This window comes from Amycolatopsis sp. lyj-90 (assembly GCF_046549035.1).
Classification (GTDB): Bacteria; Actinomycetota; Actinomycetes; order Mycobacteriales; family Pseudonocardiaceae; genus Amycolatopsis.
Map to the genome: position 1 here is coordinate 780,633 of NZ_JAJPWP010000005.1, position 17,613 is coordinate 798,245.

17 protein-coding genes and 3 tRNA genes are annotated in these 17,613 nt (G+C 68.0%); 13 read left to right on the forward strand and 7 right to left on the reverse strand.

The window, feature by feature from the left end; all coding sequences use genetic code 11:
• Window positions 1-47 precede the first annotated feature (47 nt).
• Window positions 48-1,289 (reverse strand): Ig-like domain-containing protein, encoded by a 1,242-nt coding sequence (locus ACLJPX_RS23075; RefSeq protein ID WP_410601888.1) that lies wholly within the window; start codon window positions 1,287-1,289, stop codon window positions 48-50.
• A 421-nt stretch (window positions 1,290-1,710) separates the two neighbouring features.
• On the opposite strand from ACLJPX_RS23075, the gene ACLJPX_RS23080 reads away from it, so the two are divergent.
• On the forward strand, window positions 1,711-1,914 hold the full coding sequence (locus tag ACLJPX_RS23080) for a cold-shock protein (RefSeq protein WP_003097368.1): 204 nt from the start codon (window positions 1,711-1,713) through the stop codon (window positions 1,912-1,914).
• 121 nt (window positions 1,915-2,035) lie between these two features.
• Here ACLJPX_RS23080 and ACLJPX_RS23085 read toward each other — a convergent pair whose 3' ends face one another.
• A complete protein-coding gene (locus ACLJPX_RS23085) occupies window positions 2,036-2,455 on the reverse strand; it encodes a hypothetical protein (protein ID WP_410601889.1) in 420 nt (139 codons plus the stop codon).
• A 552-nt stretch (window positions 2,456-3,007) separates the two neighbouring features.
• Here ACLJPX_RS23085 and ACLJPX_RS23090 point away from each other — a divergent pair.
• The 10 genes from ACLJPX_RS23090 (at window position 3,008) to ACLJPX_RS23135 (ending at window position 8,967) form a co-directional block, all read left to right on the forward strand.
• Window positions 3,008-3,265, forward strand: coding sequence for a hypothetical protein (locus tag ACLJPX_RS23090; RefSeq protein WP_076164182.1), 258 nt, complete (start codon window positions 3,008-3,010; stop codon window positions 3,263-3,265).
• A gap of 126 nt (window positions 3,266-3,391) precedes the next feature.
• The gene (locus tag ACLJPX_RS23095; RefSeq protein WP_410601890.1) at window positions 3,392-4,159 is read left to right on the forward strand and encodes an SCO6745 family protein; all 768 of its coding nucleotides are present in this window, start codon (window positions 3,392-3,394) and stop codon (window positions 4,157-4,159) included.
• A gap of 146 nt (window positions 4,160-4,305) precedes the next feature.
• Window positions 4,306-4,378 (forward strand) — tRNA-Glu (locus ACLJPX_RS23100).
• Window positions 4,379-4,406: 28 nt separating this feature from the next.
• Window positions 4,407-4,480, forward strand: a tRNA-Asp gene (locus ACLJPX_RS23105).
• 31 nt (window positions 4,481-4,511) lie between these two features.
• A tRNA-Phe gene (locus ACLJPX_RS23110) sits at window positions 4,512-4,585 on the forward strand.
• A 134-nt stretch (window positions 4,586-4,719) separates the two neighbouring features.
• Window positions 4,720-5,919, forward strand: coding sequence for an efflux RND transporter periplasmic adaptor subunit (locus ACLJPX_RS23115; RefSeq protein WP_410601891.1), 1,200 nt, complete (start codon window positions 4,720-4,722; stop codon window positions 5,917-5,919).
• A complete protein-coding gene (locus ACLJPX_RS23120) occupies window positions 5,916-6,620 on the forward strand; it encodes an ABC transporter ATP-binding protein (protein WP_410601892.1) in 705 nt (234 codons plus the stop codon). The genes ACLJPX_RS23115 and ACLJPX_RS23120 overlap by 4 nt, the downstream gene beginning before the upstream one ends.
• Window positions 6,617-7,819 carry an ABC transporter permease gene (locus tag ACLJPX_RS23125; RefSeq protein ID WP_410601893.1) on the forward strand — a complete coding sequence of 401 codons (1,203 nt, stop codon included), beginning with the start codon at window positions 6,617-6,619 and terminating at the stop codon, window positions 7,817-7,819. Before ACLJPX_RS23120 ends, ACLJPX_RS23125 begins: the two co-directional genes overlap by 4 nt.
• Before the next feature lie 8 nt (window positions 7,820-7,827).
• Complete coding sequence (locus tag ACLJPX_RS23130; protein WP_410601894.1) at window positions 7,828-8,106, forward strand: hypothetical protein; 279 nt, start codon at window positions 7,828-7,830, stop codon at window positions 8,104-8,106.
• A 39-nt stretch (window positions 8,107-8,145) separates the two neighbouring features.
• Window positions 8,146-8,967, forward strand: coding sequence for an arylamine N-acetyltransferase family protein (locus ACLJPX_RS23135; protein WP_410601895.1), 822 nt, complete (start codon window positions 8,146-8,148; stop codon window positions 8,965-8,967).
• A gap of 4 nt (window positions 8,968-8,971) precedes the next feature.
• Here the strand turns inward: ACLJPX_RS23135 and ACLJPX_RS23140 are convergent, their stop codons facing one another.
• Complete coding sequence (locus ACLJPX_RS23140) at window positions 8,972-9,271, reverse strand: GNAT family N-acetyltransferase (RefSeq protein WP_101611948.1); 300 nt, start codon at window positions 9,269-9,271, stop codon at window positions 8,972-8,974.
• Window positions 9,268-12,045: an EAL domain-containing protein gene (locus ACLJPX_RS23145; RefSeq protein ID WP_410601896.1), complete on the reverse strand. Its 2,778-nt coding sequence runs from the start codon at window positions 12,043-12,045 to the stop codon at window positions 9,268-9,270. The genes ACLJPX_RS23140 and ACLJPX_RS23145 overlap by 4 nt, the downstream gene beginning before the upstream one ends.
• Before the next feature lie 246 nt (window positions 12,046-12,291).
• Between ACLJPX_RS23145 and ACLJPX_RS23150 the strand changes: the two genes are divergently transcribed.
• The gene (locus tag ACLJPX_RS23150) at window positions 12,292-12,831 is read left to right on the forward strand and encodes a serine/threonine protein kinase (RefSeq protein ID WP_410601897.1); all 540 of its coding nucleotides are present in this window, start codon (window positions 12,292-12,294) and stop codon (window positions 12,829-12,831) included.
• Here the strand turns inward: ACLJPX_RS23150 and ACLJPX_RS23155 are convergent.
• Window positions 12,828-14,177: a nucleobase:cation symporter-2 family protein gene (locus ACLJPX_RS23155; protein ID WP_410601898.1), complete on the reverse strand. Its 1,350-nt coding sequence runs from the start codon at window positions 14,175-14,177 to the stop codon at window positions 12,828-12,830. The two genes, ACLJPX_RS23150 and ACLJPX_RS23155, sit on opposite strands and share 4 nt — an antisense overlap.
• A gap of 149 nt (window positions 14,178-14,326) precedes the next feature.
• Here ACLJPX_RS23155 and ACLJPX_RS23160 point away from each other — a divergent pair, with 149 nt between their 5' ends.
• On the forward strand, window positions 14,327-15,541 hold the full coding sequence (locus ACLJPX_RS23160) for an NAD(P)/FAD-dependent oxidoreductase (protein ID WP_410601899.1): 1,215 nt from the start codon (window positions 14,327-14,329) through the stop codon (window positions 15,539-15,541).
• Between the two features lie 77 nt (window positions 15,542-15,618).
• Here the strand turns inward: ACLJPX_RS23160 and gndA are convergent, their stop codons facing one another.
• Complete coding sequence (gene gndA / locus ACLJPX_RS23165; RefSeq protein ID WP_101611954.1) at window positions 15,619-17,058, reverse strand: NADP-dependent phosphogluconate dehydrogenase; 1,440 nt, start codon at window positions 17,056-17,058, stop codon at window positions 15,619-15,621.
• 269 nt (window positions 17,059-17,327) lie between these two features.
• Window positions 17,328-17,613 (reverse strand): transposase (locus ACLJPX_RS23170; RefSeq protein ID WP_410601900.1); only part of this gene is annotated, 286 nt, incomplete at its 5' end.

Sequence of the window (17,613 nt, forward strand, 5' to 3'; positions counted from 1 at the left end):
GCCGGAGACCACGGAGGTCTCCGGCCGCCCGGTTTCGCGGAAGTACTTCAGCTCCCGAGAGCGGACAGCTTCGTCCACTCGTCCCAGGAGTAGGTCCAGTCGCTGTAGTCACGCGCCCGGTTGATCTTGACCGTGCTGCCCTCGATCTCGACGGGGTCCCCGACGAGCGCGCCCGCCATGTACTCCTTGGCGTTCACCGGAGCGAGGTTCACGCAGCCGTGCGAGATGTTCTTCTTGCCCTGGGCCCAGATCGAGGGCCCGTAGCCGTGGATGAACTCGCCGTTGGTCGAGAACCGCACCGCGGACGGCACGACGATGTTCTCGTAGTTGTAGCGCTCGTTGGTCATCGAGTACGTGTCGTGCTTGGACATCACCACGTGCGTGCCGCTCGGGGTGACCCGGCCCTGATCGGCGTCGAGGCCGTAGCTGGCCGCGTAGTCCGCGATCTGCTGACCGTCACGGATCACCAGGAGCCGGTGGGTCTGGGTGTTGCCCTTGACGACCTGCGAACGCCCGATCGTGAAGCTCGCCGACCGGTCTTCCTTGCCGTACACGCCATCGCCGATCTTGACGCCGTAGATCTTGGCGTTGAACTTCACCGTGGTGCCGGGCTGCCAGTAGGCCTTCGGCCGCCAGTGCACCGAGGTGTCGTCGTGGACCCAGGCCCAGGAGCCCTCGGTCTTCGGCGTGGTCTCGACCGACAGCGCCTTCTCGACCGAGGCCTTGTCGGTGACCTTGCTCGGGAAGGTCAGCGTGATCGGCATGGCGATGCCGTAGGTCTGCCCGTCGAAGACGTTGATGTTCGCGCCCACCTGCTTGCGCGGTTTGACCGTGGTGAAGGCCCCGCCGACCTCGACGGGCTTGCCGTCGGTGCCGGTGGCCTTGCCGGACCACGTGTAGGCCTTGCCGTAGCCGAGCTGTTCGGTGGTGGACCAGCTCTTCTTGTCTTCGGACGGCTGGCCCGCGACCTGCTTGCCCTCCGGATTGGTCAGGACGACCTGGTCGAGCGTGCCGTCGGCGACGCTGACCCTGATCGGCTGGCCGGGCGCGACGTCCTGCGCGCCCGCGGCCGGCTCGTACGTCAGCTTGGCGGGCGCGGCGGCCTTCCCGCCGGTCTCGCTGCTGATCGGGCCGCCGCCGTCCGGCCCGCTGGCCGACACGGTCGGCTCGCTGCTGCACGCCCCCAGCGTCAGAACCGCCACCAGCCCCAGTGCCGCGATCGCCGAGCGGCGGCGTGCGGTTTCAGTGAACCTCAAAGCTTCCCCTTTGCTCCCCTGTACACCGACCATGACGTCCGGACCGCCCCTGAAGTTGATCCCACCGGGAGTGATGCGAGTCACAATCGGGTGGATCATAGTTCACGATCGGGGCATGGCCGACTTCGGTCCGTGTCCGGCGATGAGCTGAGGTCGGCGTGCGGCGACAGGGTAGCGAGAGGGTCCGACAGAAGCCGGAGCGGTATACGACGTTCCGGTGACCTTGGTACTTGGGGGTGCCCAGAGTCCGATCACGGGCTTCAAATATGGCCAGATCCCGGTACTCTGCCATCAGGCCGTCGTTTTGCGTGTTCGTGGCTTCACACTCGCGGAACTTCTGACGCGAGCCATGAGCCGGTGACGCGCTCTTCGCTCGACTCGTTGGAACCGCCCGGGACGGTCTGGGTGTCGCTTCGGAGGCACTCGAAGCGGATGTGCAACGAGGAGTACAGCGGTGGCGCAAGGCACTGTGAAGTGGTTCAACGCGGAGAAGGGCTTCGGCTTCATCGCGCAGGATGGCGGCGAGGGCGACGTCTTCGTTCACTACTCGGAAATCGAGGGGCGCGGTTTCCGCACTCTCGAGGAGAATCAGCGAGTGGAGTTCGAAGTCGGTCAGGGTCAGAAGGGCCCGCAGGCCCAAAAGGTCCGCGCGATCTGAGTCCGCCCATTCGGCGTTGCTCAGACTGATCAGAAAAGGCCCCCGGCGGGAACGCCGGGGGCCTTTTCTCTGGCTTTGAAAGCTTCTTCTGGTGTGCTGTTCCGTTCCGCGGTCGACGGGGTCAGCGGGGGACGGGCTGCTCCCACGCGTCGGCGTCGAAGCGGAACTCGTCCGTGTGGGCTTCCTCGTGGCGGCGCTGCTGGGCCGAGTTGGCCTGCGACTCCCACGAGAGGCGCTCGAGGATCCACTCCTGCGCCAGCGCCTGCGGCGAGAGGTTGCGTTCCTGGGCGGCGTCTTTCAGTTGCTCCATGGCGATGAGGTTCATCCGCAGCTGGAACACCTGCGCTTCGCCGAAGCGCTTGCCGGTGCCGGTGCTTTCCGGGTCGTTGTCCGGGGCGAGGGCACGAAGGTAGCTGGTGAGCTCCGTGTCTTCGACCACCGCTTCGGCCTCCTTGGTGGAGGAGTTGCGGTGACGACCGGGGTTGACCGGCTTCAAGTTCGTGCGGCTGCCGCTACGACGGCTCAAGGAAGGAAGGGGCACCGGGCCACGATAACGGTTCGGTCTCGGCAAACCAACCACAGTGAGCCACGACACACCCACGAATTTGTCTCGAATGGCCCAACGATGCCTACTCGGACATGGACCGGTGATCACCAAACGCAATCAGTGACCTGAACGAGAACCATTCACGACACTTGAGATGGCGCACTCAACCGGACAGAGTCCGGGCTGCCAACCGCCACAGAACGGACCCTGGGGGTTTGGGGGGGGTGGCCCCCCAAAACACGGAGCGACCCCCGCGCCAGGGGGAGGAACGCGGGGGTCGGAGGGGATCTCCACAGGCGCTGACCGGGGGTGTGTCAGCAAATCGATTGTTGCACGGTTTGCTGAGAAGGGCGAGTGGGCGCGGGCAGAATTCCCGGTCGCGGCGCCACCTCTGGTTCGTCTGTGGTTCATGTGGTGCCGGTGTGCGCGTGATTGCTCTGCGTTGTGCGGAGCGTGGCGACAGGTTCACTCTCCGGGGGGCTGTGTGTCGCGGCCGGCTCTGGCTAGCCTCGCGGCCAAGCTGTTCGTTGGCCGTCTGGAGGAACCATGGGTGGGTCTGTGGAAGTGCGACAGTTCCTCCTTCGGTACGAAGGTGCCGATGGGGGAAGCTCGACGACGTTGGCCGGTGGTCTGCCGGCGCAGCGCACGGGTCAGGGGGACACCCAGCGGGTGTCCGACGACCAAGTGCGGCGTGCCCGGCTGGCGGTGGCCAACGGGGCGTTGGGCGTCGATGACTGTGTCCAGTTGCTGGACATGCTGGGGTTGACGCTGGATGAGGACGGGCAGGCGCCCGTCCAGCGCTGAGTTCGTCCGCAAGGCCCGGTCGCGCGGTGTGTTCGCCGCGGGGCCGGGCTTTCGTTTGCGCTTGACGAGGGATCCGCCAGTTGTGTAACACTGTTATTATTCAACTGGCGGGAAGGCGTGAGCGGTATGGGTGACGAGGTGGCGCGGGAAATCCGGGGCATCGTGCAGGTGTTGGGCGGGAAGTTCATGACCTCCCCGGAGCTCGCCGAGGTCGAAGCCGAGGTGGGCTTGCCGCCGCGGACGCTCTACCTGCGAGGGCGTTCGGCGGTGCTGGGCGACCCGCCGCCGAAGGTCGTCGCGGAGCTGTTCGGGATCTTCCCGCGGTGGCTCTTCGAGTTCGCCTTGCCGTCCGCGATGGCGGCTCTCGACGCGGCTTCCGCGGTCCGCGCCTACTCGCGGTCATCGGCGAAGTGGGCACACGTCAGCCTTTCGGACGCCGACGACCCCGGCCGTACGGCGGATCTGCTCTTTCGTCTCGTGGACGCGGCCGACGCGAGCGGTCTCGCGTTGTTCGCCGGATGGCAACTCGCCGAACGCCCGGAAGACACCGTCGAGCGCCTGGCGTTCGCGCTCATGGTCTTCCGCGAATTCCGCGGCGGCGTCCATTTCGCGGCTCTTCGCGCGGTGGGCCTGACGGTGCCCGAGGCCGTCGTCGCGGACCCGGAAGGCGGACGTGGCCGTCTCCTGCGCACCGCGTGGCCCGAGGAGGCCGCGGACGCGCTGATCGCCGCGGCCGAGGCCAAGGGCGATCTGCGGCAGCGGTGGCGGCACGCCGAGGACCTGACCGACCAGCGCGTGACCGAACTCCTCGCCGTCACCCTCACGGATGACGAGCGAGATGAGCTCCGGCGGCGTCTCGGCGCCCTGCGGGACGCCTCGGCCCTGATATCCTGAAGTCACCGCGTTCTCGCAGGTCCCAGCCCTGTGAACAACTAGAGGACCCCCTGTGCGGGAGCTGAAACGAGCGTGTCCTATAGTTATGTTCGCTCCCGGGGACACCGGAGAGCGCGGGTCGGATCGGTTCGCCGAAACCGGACCGGGCTCCCATCGTCCAGCGGCCTAGGACTCCGCCCTTTCAAGGCGGCAACGCGGGTTCGAATCCCGTTGGGAGTACGCAGTACAGTTACAAAGCAGTATGCAAGGCCCTGTGGCGCAGTTGGTTAGCGCGTCGCCCTGTCACGGCGAAGGTCGCGGGTTCGAGTCCCGTCAGGGTCGCAAGATCGTTCGGCTACTTGCCGGCGTTCCCGGCCAGGTAGCTCAGTTGGTACGAGCGTCCGCCTGAAAAGCGGAAGGTCGCCGGTTCGACCCCGGCCCTGGCCACCGCTCGCAGAACCGCCTCGATGCACATCGAGGCGGTTTTTTTATGCCCAGGCTCGGATCACCTCGCCCACATCCACAGCGGACTCACAGCTCATCAACAGGTCATTGCCAACCAGTGGCAGCAGGGTCGCCGCATGACGCGAGTTCGCCCCTCCAAGGCCTGGGTGATCAACGGTGCCCTGATCGTGCTGCTGGCCGGTGCAGGTTTCGGGATATATCAGGCATTCAGCCCCGAACAGAACACGGCGGAGGCCCAGACCCGCAGTACGCCGGTCCGCCGGGCCACGGTCACCGAGACCGTCTCCGCCGCCGGGACGCTCGCCAGCGGCTACACCGGCACCGCGAACTTCGCGACGGCGGGCAAGGTCGCGTCGATCGACGTGAAGGTCGGCGACGTCGTGTCGGTGGGACAGAAGCTCGCGACCATCGAGAGCGCTCAGGCTGCGAAGGAGCTTCAGGTCGCGAAGGCGAACCTCTCGGTCGCGCGGGACAACCTGGACACCGCCGAGACGGCGGAGGACGCCCCCAGCACCGGCCAGAACACCCCAAGCACCCAGAACAGTGTCGCGTCGGCACAGGCCAAGGTGGACCAGGCCGAGCTCGACGTCCAGAACGCGCAGACGGCGCTCGACAACACCACCCTGCACGCGCCCGGCGTGGGGACGGTCACCGCGATCAGCGGCACCGTCGGGCAGCAGTCCTCCAGCGGCACTTCGGCAAGCTCGCAATCGTCCACCCAGGGCGGGAATTCCAGCGCCACGACGTCGTCCGCTTCCAGCGGCACCGGGTTCATCACCATCACGAACATGACCGACCTGGTCGTCGACACCTCGATCGCCGAGATCGACGTCAGCAAGGTCAAGGCGGGCCAGAAGGCGTCGGTGACGCTGAATTCGTCGCCGGACAAGCCGGTCCAGGCGACCGTCTCCAGCGTCGACCTGACACCGACGACCAGCGGCAGTGTCGTGTCCTACCGCGCGAAACTGGCGCTGGCCGATCCGCCGGAAGGCCTGCGGCCCGGCCAGTCGGCGAGCGTCGTGGTCACCGTCGCGGAGGCGCAGAACGCGCTGAGCGTGCCCGCCGCCGCGGTCCGGGGGAACGTCGTCACCGTGCAGGAGAACGGCCAGAACGTCCAGCGACGGGTGCAGGTCGGTCTCCGCGGCGAGTCGACGGTGCAGATCACCTCGGGGCTGACCGAGGGGGAGAACGTCGTGCTGACCGCGACGGCCGCCGGCGGCACAGCCGGTACCGGGCGGACGGGCGGGACCGGGGGCTTCCCCGGCGGCGGCCAGCGCGGCACCGGTACCGGGGGCGGATTCGGCGGTCGGGGATGAACCCGGTGATCGCGGTTTCCGGACTGCGCAAGACCTACGGGGAAGGGGAAACCGTCGTGCACGCGTTGCGCGGCGTCGACCTCGCCATCCTGCCTGGCGAGTACGTCGCGATCATGGGTGCCTCCGGTTCGGGCAAGTCGACGCTGCTGAACATGCTCGGCTGCCTGGACGTGCCGACCTCGGGGGAGTACCTGCTCGACGGTTTCGGTGTCGGCGAGCTCAACGAACGCCAGCTGGCATTGCTGCGCAATCGCAAGATCGGCTTCGTCTTCCAGTCGTTCAACCTGGTCCCGCGTACGTCCGCCGTGTCCAATGTGGAGCTTCCATTGGTCTACAGTGGACTGCGCCGGTCGGTGCGACGTCGGCGTGCGCTCGCCGCGCTGGAGATGGTCGGCCTGTCCGATCGTGCCAAGCACCTGCCCGGCGAGCTGTCCGGCGGGCAGATCCAGCGCGTCGCCGTGGCGCGGGCGCTGGTCACCGGACCCGCGATGCTGCTGGCCGACGAGCCCACCGGCAACCTCGACCGCCGCAGCACGGCGGACGTCCTCGGGGTGTTCGACCGGTTGAACCGGCTCGGCCGCACCATCGTGGTGATCACGCACGAGGACGAGGTCGCCGCGCACGCGCGCCGCGTGGTCCGCGTCGACGACGGGCTGATCGTCTCCGACGAGATGACCGGCGTCGTGGGGGCGGCGTCGTGAACTTCCTGGAGATCCTGCGTTTCGCGGTCCGCGGTCTCACCGCGAACAAACTGCGGTCGGCGCTCACGACACTCGGCATCACCATCGGCGTCGCGGCGGTGATCCTGCTCGTCGCGGTGGGAAACGGCGCCTCCGCCGCCATCGCGGCGAGTATCCAGGGACTCGGCACCAACGTCGTCAACGTCTCCCCGGCGCGCGGCGGCGGTCAGAGCGCGACGGCGCGCCCGCTGACGGTGCAGGACGCGCACGCGCTCGTCGACCCGATCGGCGCGCCGGACGTCAAGGCGGCGTCGCCCGTGGTCACCACGACGGCCACCGCGACCCGAGGGCAGACGTCGTACGACATCCCGAGCGTCGTGGGTACCGAACCCGCGTACTTCACCACGACCAACAAGGAGATCGCCGACGGCGCGCTGTTCACCGCCGAGGACGTCACGGCCGCGCGGAAGGTCGTCGTCCTCGGTGCCACGACGGCCCAGGCGATCTTCGGCACGGCCGAGCCGGTCGGCGGGAACGTGTTGCTCGACGGTATCCAGTTCACCGTCGCCGGAGTGCTGAAAGCCCAGGGGAGCACCGGGCCGCAGAACGCCGACGACATCGCCATCGCGCCGATCTCGGCGGTGCAGAACTCCTTGGCGGGCTACGGAAGCCTGAGCCAGATCGCCGTGCAGGCGACCGGCGCGGACTCCGTTTCCCTCGCCCAGGCCGAAATCACCGCGATCCTCGACGCGCGGCACGGGATCCGCGCGGGCGGCACCGCCGACTACCAGATCCAGAACTCCGAGCAACTGCTCGCGACCCGGACGTCGGCCACCGACACGTTCACCGTGCTGCTCGCCGCCGTCGCGGCGATCTCGTTGCTGGTCGGCGGGATCGGCGTCACCAACATCATGCTGGTGACCGTGACCGAACGGATCCGCGAGATCGGCATCCGGAAGGCGGTCGGGGCTCCGCGCTCGGCCATCCTCGGCCAGTTCCTCGCCGAGGCGACCATGCTCAGCCTGTTCGGCGGCCTGCTCGGCGTCGCGATCGGACTGATCGGCAGCCGGTTCACCATTTCCGGGATCCAGCCGGTCGTGGTGCCGTCCTCGATCTTCCTCGCCTTCGCGGTCTCCGCCCTGATCGGGCTGTTCTTCGGGGTCTTCCCAGCGAACCGGGCCGCGAAGCTGCGGCCGATCGACGCCCTGCGTCACGAATAGGAGTTCCGATGTCGTCAACAGAACCGACCGCGGAGGAGATCGTCTCCGGCCCGGCGGTGACCGGTGACCTCCACGGCGAGATGCGCCGCGCCGCGCGACCGTTCTCGCGGACGACGCAGGTGCTGGCCGGGCTGGTCGTGCTGGCGGCCGTGTTCGCCGGCGGCGCTTGGACGCACGCGGCGTTCGGGTCGGCTCCGGCGCCCGCCAGGCAGGCCGTGACGCCGAACGGCCAAGGGCAGCCGGGCGGGCAAACCGTCCGACCTGAAGCAAGTGAGGCTGGTCGCTGATCTTGACCTCGAGTCAGGTGGAGGTGTCAGGCTCGGGGTATGACACTCGCAGCTGAGCAGGTCGACGAATGGACCGTCGGCACCCTCGACCTCGACGCGTACCTCGGCCGGATCGGCCAGGACCGGGCGAAGCCCTCCGCCGCCGCGTTGCGTGAACTGGCGAAAGCGCACGTCCTGGCGGTTCCGTTCGAGAACGTCGACGTCGTTTTGGGGCAGCACAAAGGGATCGCGCTCGACGATGTGATCGGCAAGCTCGTCCGCCGTCACCGCGGCGGCTACTGCTACGAGCACGGAAGTCTCTTCGCCGCGGCCGCCGAGCAACTCGGCTACCCCGTGCGCCGTCTCGTGGCGAGGGTGCAGCCGCAGCGGAACGGGCCGTACACGCATATGACGCTCGCGATCGAGGCCGACGGCGTCCAGCACCTGGTCGACGTCGGTTTCGGCGCCGGGATGCTGGTGCCGATGCCGCTGGTCGACGGCGCCGTGGTGGATCAGGCGGGCTGGCCGCACCGGCTGGTTCAGGACGGCGACTGGTGGCGCCTGCAGAAGCAGGAGGGCGACGACTGGACCGACCTGCACGCCTTCACGCTCACGCCGATGCACCGGATCGACTACGAGGTGTACCACCACTACACGTCGACGCATCCGCGGTCGCCGTTCACCGGCCGGCTGGTGATCATGCGCCTGGAGGAAGGGCTCAGCCGCAAACTGGTCGGTGAGGAGTTCATCGTCGAGCGCCCGGACGGGACCAAGGAGACCACCGAGATCCCGGCCGACCGGCTCGACGAGACACTGCGCGAGCTGGACGTCGTCCTGACCGAGGACGAACTCGCGAAGCTGCTGACGATCTACCCGGGATGAACGGTCAGAGTTCGAATTCCGCGCGCTTGTCCTCGGGAACGAGATCCTCGTACTCGCGGTGCTTCGCGATGAACGAGCGCACGTACGGGCAGTAGGGCAGGACGGACCTGCCCTGCGCCCGGACGTCGTCGAGCGCCGCGGTCACGAGCTTGCCCGCCAGGCCCTGGCCCGCGAAGTCGTCGGAGATCTCGGTGTGCAGGAACAGAATCGCGTCCGGTCGCGTGCGGGTTTCCAGGAAGCCGGCGGTCTTCCCGTCCACGACGATGTCGTAGCGGTCTTCTCCGGACTTGATCTCGACACTCATTCAACGGCTCCGAAAAGGTCGTCAGGGGGCGCGGGGCGGCCGAGGTGGAAGCCCTGCGCCTGGTCACAGTTCAGCTCACGCAGGACGGTGAGCTGATCTTCGTCTTCGACACCTTCGGCGACGACGATCAGGTCGACGGCGTGCGCCATCGCGATGATGCTCTTGACGATCGCGGCCGCGTCGCGTGATTCCGCGATGCCGGTGACGAAGGTGCGGTCGATCTTGAGCGTGTCGAGCGGGAGTCGTTGCAGCTGGGCGAGCGACGAATAGCCGGTGCCGAAGTCGTCGATCGCCAGCGAGACACCGAGATCGCGCAACGAAGTGAGGACTTCGGCGGCCGCGGCCTGATCCCGCATCAGCGCGCTTTCGGTGACTTCCAGGGTCAGCGCGTGCGGCGGGAGCCCCGTGGTCTTCAGCGCGTCCTGCACCGTGGGTACGAGATGCGGGTCGTCCAGTTGCCGGGCCGACAGGTTGACCTTGAGGTTCAGGTCGATACCGAGCTGCTCGCGCCGTTTGGCGATCTCGCGCGTGGTCGTGCGCAGGACGTGCTTGCCGATCAGGTTGATCAGGTCGCTTTCCTCGGCCAGCGGGATGAACTCGGCGGGCGAGATCGTGCCGTGCGCGGGATGTTTCCAGCGCAGCAACGCTTCCACGGCGACCATCTCACCGGATTCGATGTCCACGACAGGCTGGTACGCCGTCCAGAGTTCCTCGTTCTGCAGGGCGTCGCGCAGATCCTGCTCCATGCGGAGCCGCCGCTGCATCCGCTCGCGCAGCTCGACGTCGAAGAACTCGTACCGCGCGCGGCCGAGCGTTTTCGCCTGGTACATCGCGACATCCGCGTCCCGCAGCAGATCTTCGGCGGTCCGCGTGTCGTCGTTCGCCGCGGTGACGATGCCGATGCTGGCGTCGATGTGCAGCTGCCTGCCGTTGACGGTGATCGGTTCGGTCAGCGCCTCGCGCAGATGCTCGGCCAGCGCCTTGATCTCGCCCGGTTCGGTGATCTCCGCGGTGACGACGACGAATTCGTCGCCGCCCAGCCTGCCGACGAGGTCGTTCTCGCCGATTCCCCGGCGCAGCCGCTCGCCCGCGATGCGGAGCACCTTGTCGCCGACGGAATGCCCGAGGGAATCGTTGATCACCTTGAACTTGTCGAGATCGATGAACAGCAGCGTGGTCAGCTCGGCGCGGCCCGCGCCGGACAGCGCCTCGGCGAGACTGTCCAGCACCAGCGTCCGGTTCGCGAGTTCGGTGAGCGGATCGTGCGTCGCTTCGTGGGCGAGCCGCTCGCCGATGGCGCGGCGTTCGGTGATGTCGGTGAACGAGGTGACCACCGCGGTGGCCGACGGATCCTCGGGGGTCAGCAGCCGCGAGGTCAGCGAGATCCAGACGTCGGCGCCGTCGGGCCTGCGCAGCCGCAGCACCAGGCCGTTCTGCGTGACGCGGGTGCGCCGGGTGATCACCGACGGCATCCTGGCCGGTGGGAGGCGGCCCTGCTCGTCGTACAGCTCCAGCGTCACGCACGGGATACCGATGAGATCGTCGTGGCCGACGCCGATGATCCGGCACGCGGCGGGGTTGGCCGATTCGATGAGCCCGCCGGGACCGATCACGACCACGCCTTCGTCGAGCGACGCGACCACGGTGCTGTAGTGCTGCTCGGCACGCCGCCGGGCCGTCTCGTCGGCGCAGACCAGGACGAACCCGTTGGTCATCTCCGCGGCCGAGATGCGGATGGCCAGGGTCGAGCCGTTGCGATGACGGTGGGTCGTCTGCATGACGCCGCCCTTGCGCAGCACCGCTTCCGGGTCGAGCGAGGCGCCGACGAGGTCACTGACCGTGCCACCGATCGCTTCACTCGCTGTCCAGCCGTAGACGTTCTCCGCGGCGGGGTTCCAGCTGGTCACCACGCCGGCGCCGCTGGTCGCGATGATCGCGTCACTGACGTGGCTGATCAGCGCGGCCTGATAGCGAAGCGTCGCTTCGGCGGCCTTCTGCGCGCTGATGTCGCGCATGATGACCTGGAAAGCGGGCCTGCCCTCCCAGGTCGTGCGCACGGAAATGCTCTGTACCAGGTATTTCGCGCCGTCGAGGCGGAGCATGACCGTGTCGGTGGGGTCGGTCGACGCGCCCTGGCGATGGAGGGAGGCGATCCTGTCCAGGAGGGCGGGGAGCGACTCGTCGGCGACGAAGTCCATGATCGGCCGCCCGATCAGCTCGGCGGTCGAGGAGGCCCCCAGCGCGGTGACGGCGGCTCTGTTCACGTACGTGACGACACCGGCTTCGTGGACACAGACCGCGTCGGGACTGAGTTCCACCAAAAGCCGGTAACGGTCAGTGAGATCCTCGAGGGCTTGCCGATTCTCGCGGACGTCGGTCACGTCGGTGGCGATCCCGAGCAGCCCCGACGAGCCGGTCTCGTCGCCGATGGTGCGGGCGCGCAGACGGACCCAGCGGAGTTCGCCCGCCGGATTCCGGAACGACTGCTCGAGTTCGAACTCGCGCCAAGGCGGGGAAGTGCGGGTGCCGGAGGTCAGCGGCGCCACGAGATCGGCCAGCCTGGCTTCGATCTCGGCTTCGGTGAGATCGGCTCCACCCAGCAGGTTCTCCAGTCCGGGCAGCCAAGACAGCGTCTCGCCCCCGAAGTCGTACGACCAGATGGCGGCGTGGTCGCCCGCGAGGCCGAGATCGCCGACCGGCTCGTTCCCGAGCGGCGTGCCTGTCGGATGACCGGAATTTCCGGCCCCCGGCACGGCGAGGGCGTCAGCCTCCATGATCCGTCCGAACCCCCTCTTCCGGTGCTGGCACCGTCGATTACACCACCCGCGGAGAGCGCTGTATACGCGAACCGAAGGGCGACCACCGCAGATATGCGCAAAAGCATATGAATACACGCTGTGTGACTGGCTCGCGCTAAGGTGTTCCATCGGGTGAATAATTTTTGGTTAACTTCACCCATTCGGCGGTGAGTTGCGGTAAAACTACTGTCCGCTCGTTCCCGGTGTGAAAGGTCTCAGCTGGTGGATGACGACGACGTTTCGGTCGCCGACCTGCTCATTCGCGAGGGCTGGGACGACCACGAGGAGTCACGGTCAAAGTCACGCTGGAGAGTGATCGCGGTGGTGATCGCCGTGGTCGTCGCCTGTGGCACGGCCGCTGTTCTCGTGGGGTTCGACCCGGATCCCGAACAGAATGCGCAGCCGAACCAGATCAGCGTCATCGAGATGCCGAAACGCCCTTCGGAAAACCGGGGGGCCGACGCGACGTCCGCGGTCCCGTCCACCGAGACGGTCGAAACCGGCGAGGGTGGTGACGGAGGGACTTCGTCGCAGCCCAGCAGGACGACGTCCAGCCGTCGTACGTCGAGTTCGGCCACGCCGACCTCCGTCACCCGCGACGATCCGACGACGACACCGACTTCCTCGAACGGGCCGGCGGACCCGCCGCGCACGACCGGGTCCACGGGCGCCCCGCAGCCGCCCAACCCGAATCCGCCGACGCCGCCGTCCACGACGCCTACCGAAGAGTGCAACCTGTGGCCGAAGTGGCTCTGGTGTTAGGGCGCTTTCAGTAGATCCGGCTCCCGGCGCTTGCCGAGGTGGTTGAACAGCAGGTTGAGGGTGAACGCGACGATCGCGGCGACGGTGATCGGGCTGCCGCAGATGGTCTGCAACCACGCCGGGAAGTGCTGGAAGAAGATCGAGTTGCCGAACTGGTTCGTCGAGAAGGCGGGCAGCAGGCCGACGCCGAACGACACCGCGACGATGAAGGTGTTGTGGTTCCCGGAGAACTCCACCTTCTTCAGGTTCTGTACGCCGACCACGGCGACCATCGCGAACATGACCACCGCGACCGCGCCGATCACCGGTTCCGGCACGGCCGCGACGAACGCGCCGACCTTCGGCACCAGGCCCATCAGCACGAGCAGGCCACCCGTCATCGCGACCACCCAGCGGCTGCGCACCCCGGTCAGCTGCACGAGGCCGACGTTCTGCGCGAAAGCCGTGTCCGGGAACGAGTTCATCGCGCCGCCGAGGATGGCCGAGAGGCCGTCGGTGGCGAGTCCGCGCGCGAGGTCGGAGTCGGTCGGCGGCCGTCCGGTGATTTCACCGACCGCGACCAGGTCCGCGGTGGATTCGGTGTAGGTCACCAGCATCACGACGCACATCGAGAGCACGGCCGCGATCGGGAAGGTCGGCGGGCCGAAGTGGAACGGCGACGCGAGGCCGAACCAGCCGGCGTCGGCGATGCCCTGGAAGCTCACCAGGCCCATCGGGACGGCCGCGACGAGGCCGATCAGCAGTGCCAGCAGCGGGCCGATCTGGTTCGCGAAGCCGCGCAGCACCCGCGTGAACAGCACGATCACCGCGATCACGCCGAACGCGAGCGCGATGTTCGCGGGTTTCGCGTAGTCCGGCGATCCGGTGTCGTGGCCGGCGATCAGGCCGACGCCGGGGGCGATGAGCGAGATGCCGATGACGACCAGCAGCGTGCCCGAGACCAGCGGCGGGAAGAACCGGATCATCTTCGCGAACGGCTTCGCGATGAGCAGCCCGAACACACCCGACGCGAGCATCGCGCCGTAGACGGCCTGCATGCCGTACTGGGACGCGATCATGATCATCGGGTTGACCACGGTGAACGTCGCGCCCGCCACCACCGGCAACCGGATGCCGAAGATCCTTCCGATCCCGATCGCCTGTATCAGCGTCGCGATCCCCGCGACCAGCAGATCCGCGTTGACCAGCAGCGCGATCGTCGCCGCGTCCAGTTTCAGCGCGCTGCCCACGACGAGCGGGACGGCCACCGAGCCCGCGTACATGATCGACATGTGCTGCAGGCCGAGCAAGGTCAGCTTCGGCAGCGGCGGGCGGGCGTCGACCGGATGGACCTCGGGATGGGTCATGGAACCCCCTCCTCACGTGCGGGAACGCCAGTGGACCGGCAGGGAGTGACGGTAGCGCGTCCACCGCGTGAAGATCACGGTGCGAAAGGGCGGTCGAAAGGGCCGGGGGCTGTGTTGAATGGACACCGGGAACAACGGAAGGAGCGCCGATGGAGACCGTCCTCGTCGTAGGGGCCGGGCAGAGCGGGTTCGGAGTCGCGACCTCGCTGCGGGACAAGGGGTTCGCCGGGCGGGTGGTGCTGATCGGTGACGAACCCGGCCTGCCGTACCAACGGCCTCCGCTGTCGAAGGGCTACCTCGCCGGAACCGCGGGCGACGCCCAGCTGCGCCTGCGGCCCGAGGACTTCTTCGCGGAGAAAGGCATCGAACTGATCCCTGGCCGCGTCGCGTCGGTGGATCGCGACGACGCGAAGGTGGTGCTGGAGGACGGGAGCACCCACGGGTACGACCATCTCGTGCTGGCGACGGGCGCGGTCAATCGCGTGCTTCCCGTTCCCGGGTCCACTTTGGACGGTGTGTTCACGCTGCGCACCAAGGACGACGCCGACGTGTTGCGTGCCGCCTTGGAAAGCGCGGAGAACGTCGTCGTGGTCGGGGGCGGGTTCATCGGGCTCGAGTTCGCCGCGCACGCCGGACGGCCCGTGACGATCGTCGAAGCGCAGGACAGGCTGATGGCCCGCGTCGCGACTCCGGAGGTCTCGGCGTACTTCGCCGCCCTGCACGAGGGAGCCGGGCACACGATCCTGCTCGGCAAGGGTGTCGCCGCGTTGCACGGCGATGGCCGGGTGAGCGAGGTGGAACTGAGCGACGGCGCCCGGCTGCCCGCCGATCTGGTGCTGGTCGGGGTCGGCGTGGAGCCGCGAACGCGACTGGCCGAGGAGGCCGGGCTCGCCGTGGCGAACGGCGTCGTCGTCGACGAGCACCTGCGCACGAGCGACCCGAAGATCTCGGCTGTCGGTGACTGCGCGAACTTCCCGTGCGTCCAGGCGGGGACGGCGACGCGGCTGGAGTCGGTGCAGAACGCCGTCGACCAGGGGCGGGCCGCGGCCGCCGCCATCGCGGGCGAACCCGCGCCGTACGACAGCCTGCCGTGGTTCTGGACCGACCAGCTCGGCGCGAAACTGCAGATCGCCGGGATCCTGACCGGGTCCGAGAAGGTCGTCGTGACCGGGGACCGGGAGGGTGGGAAGTTCTCGGTCCTGTCGTTCCGGGACGGCGTGCTCGCAGGTGTCGAGTCGGTGAACCGGCCGCCGGACCACATCGCCGCGCGCCGCCTGTTCGCCGCGGATCCGGCGCCGCGGTTCGAGACGCTGGAGGCCAACGGCTTCGACCTCAAGGCGACTTTCGCGGCTACTCGCGGGTGACGCCTGGGGCTCGGGCCGCGCCGGGCTGAAGGGGCCTTTCACCGCATGTGATGCGGTGAAAGGCCCCTTCAGCTCCGTCAGGCGGAGGACTCGGGACGGCCGTCGGCCGCCCAAGCGGTGTGGAACGAGCCTTCCCGGTCGACCCGGCGGTACGTGTGGGCACCGAAGAAGTCCCGCTGTCCCTGCACCAGGGCGGCGGGGAGCCGCTCCGCGCGCAGGCCGTCGTAGTAGGCCAGCGCGGTCGAGAAGCCCGGGGTCGGGATGCCGAGCCGCACCGCGGTGGAGATCACCGAACGCCAGGAGTCCTGGGCGTCCTCGACGGCCTTGCGGAAGCCGCCCGACGTCAGGAGCGTCGGCAGCCCGGGCTCTTCGGCGTACGCGGCGGTGATGTCGTTCAGGAACTTCGCGCGGATGATGCAGCCGCCGCGCCAGATGGACGCGACCTTGCCGAGGTCGATGTCCCAGCCGTATTCGGCGCCGCCCGCCTGGATCTGGTTGAAGCCCTGGGCGTACGCCACCACCTTCGACGCGTAGAGCGCCTGCTCGACGTCGTCCGCGAAGGTGTCCAAAGCGGACCCCGTCAGCGGAGTACGCGAAGGACCGCCGAGACCACGGGAGGCCTCACGCAGGTTCGACGAACCGGACAGCGACCGCGCGAAGACGGCTTCGGCGATCCCGCTGATCGGCACGCCCAGGTCCAGTCCGATTTGGACGGTCCAGCGGCCGGTGCCCTTCTGTTCCGCCTGGTCCGCCACGACATCGACGAACGGCTTGCCGGAGGCGGCGTCGGTGTGGGCCAGCACCTGCGAAGTGATCTCGATCAGGTACGAGTCCAGCCGTCCGGAGTTCCACGTCTGGAAGACCTCGGCGATCTCGGCGGGGGAGTAGCCGCCCGCGCCGCGCAGCAAATCGAACGATTCGGCGATCAACTGCATGTCGGCGTACTCGATGCCGTTGTGCACCATCTTCACGAAGTGCCCGGCGCCGTCCGCGCCCACGTGCGTGCAGCACGGTTCGCCGTCGACCTTCGCCGAGATGTCCTCGAACAGCGGCCCGAGCGACTGATACGACTCTTTGGACCCACCCGGCATGATGCTCGGCCCGTGCAGCGCGCCCTCCTCGCCGCCGGACACACCGGTGCCGACGAAGTGGATGCCCTTCTCGCGCAGCGCGGCCTCGCGGCGCCGGGTGTCCGCGAAGTGCGCGTTGCCCGCGTCGACGATCACGTCGCCCTTCTCGAGGAGCGGGACGAACTCGTCGATCACGGCGTCCGTCGGCGCACCGGCCTTGACCATGATCACGACCTGGCGCGGCCGCTCCAGCGCGTCGACGAACGCCTGCGCCGAATACGCCGGGATGAAGTCGCCTTCGTCGCCGAACTGCTCGACGAGTTCCTTCGTCCGCTTCTCGGAGCGGTTGTGCAGGGCCACCGTGTGCCCGTGCCTCGCCAGGTTCCTGGCCAGGTTGCGGCCCATGACCGCCAGACCGGTGACCCCGATGCTCGCCTTCTTGCTCATCCGCACCCTTCCGCTTCGATTCCCTTGCCGAGCCTATCCCCGTTGAGGGATACGGCGCCGGGGCGAGAAGGGATCAAACGCGAGTTGTCCACAAGTGGGCAGGCCTGTGGACAACTCGGCTCGACGACCCCGCACCGGGGGTGGGTACCGATACGCTGAGTTCGGGGCCGTCCCCCAGGGACGGGTGGGGGGCTGGGGTTCGGGCGCGTGGGATTTCCGGGGTGTCGCGAAAGCCACTTTCGGGACGTCAGATGTCTCGAAAGAAGCTTCTATGTCAAGTCTGTTTTGAGTGCTTGGTAGATGGTGTTGGTGAGGTGTCGTTTGAGTGCTCGGAGTGCGGCTTTGGTGGTGGCGTGGGGGTGGTTGTTGGTCCAGGTGTCGCGGTAGTGGCGGGCTGGTGGGTGGTGGGCGAGTTGGGTGATGGCGATGCGGTGGATGCAGGTGTTGAGTTGTCGGTTGCCGCCGCGGTTGAGGCGGTAGTGGGGTTTGTTGCTGGACCAGACGGGGATGGGTGCGGTGCCGGTGTGCATGGCGTAGGCGGCTGGTGAGCGGAAT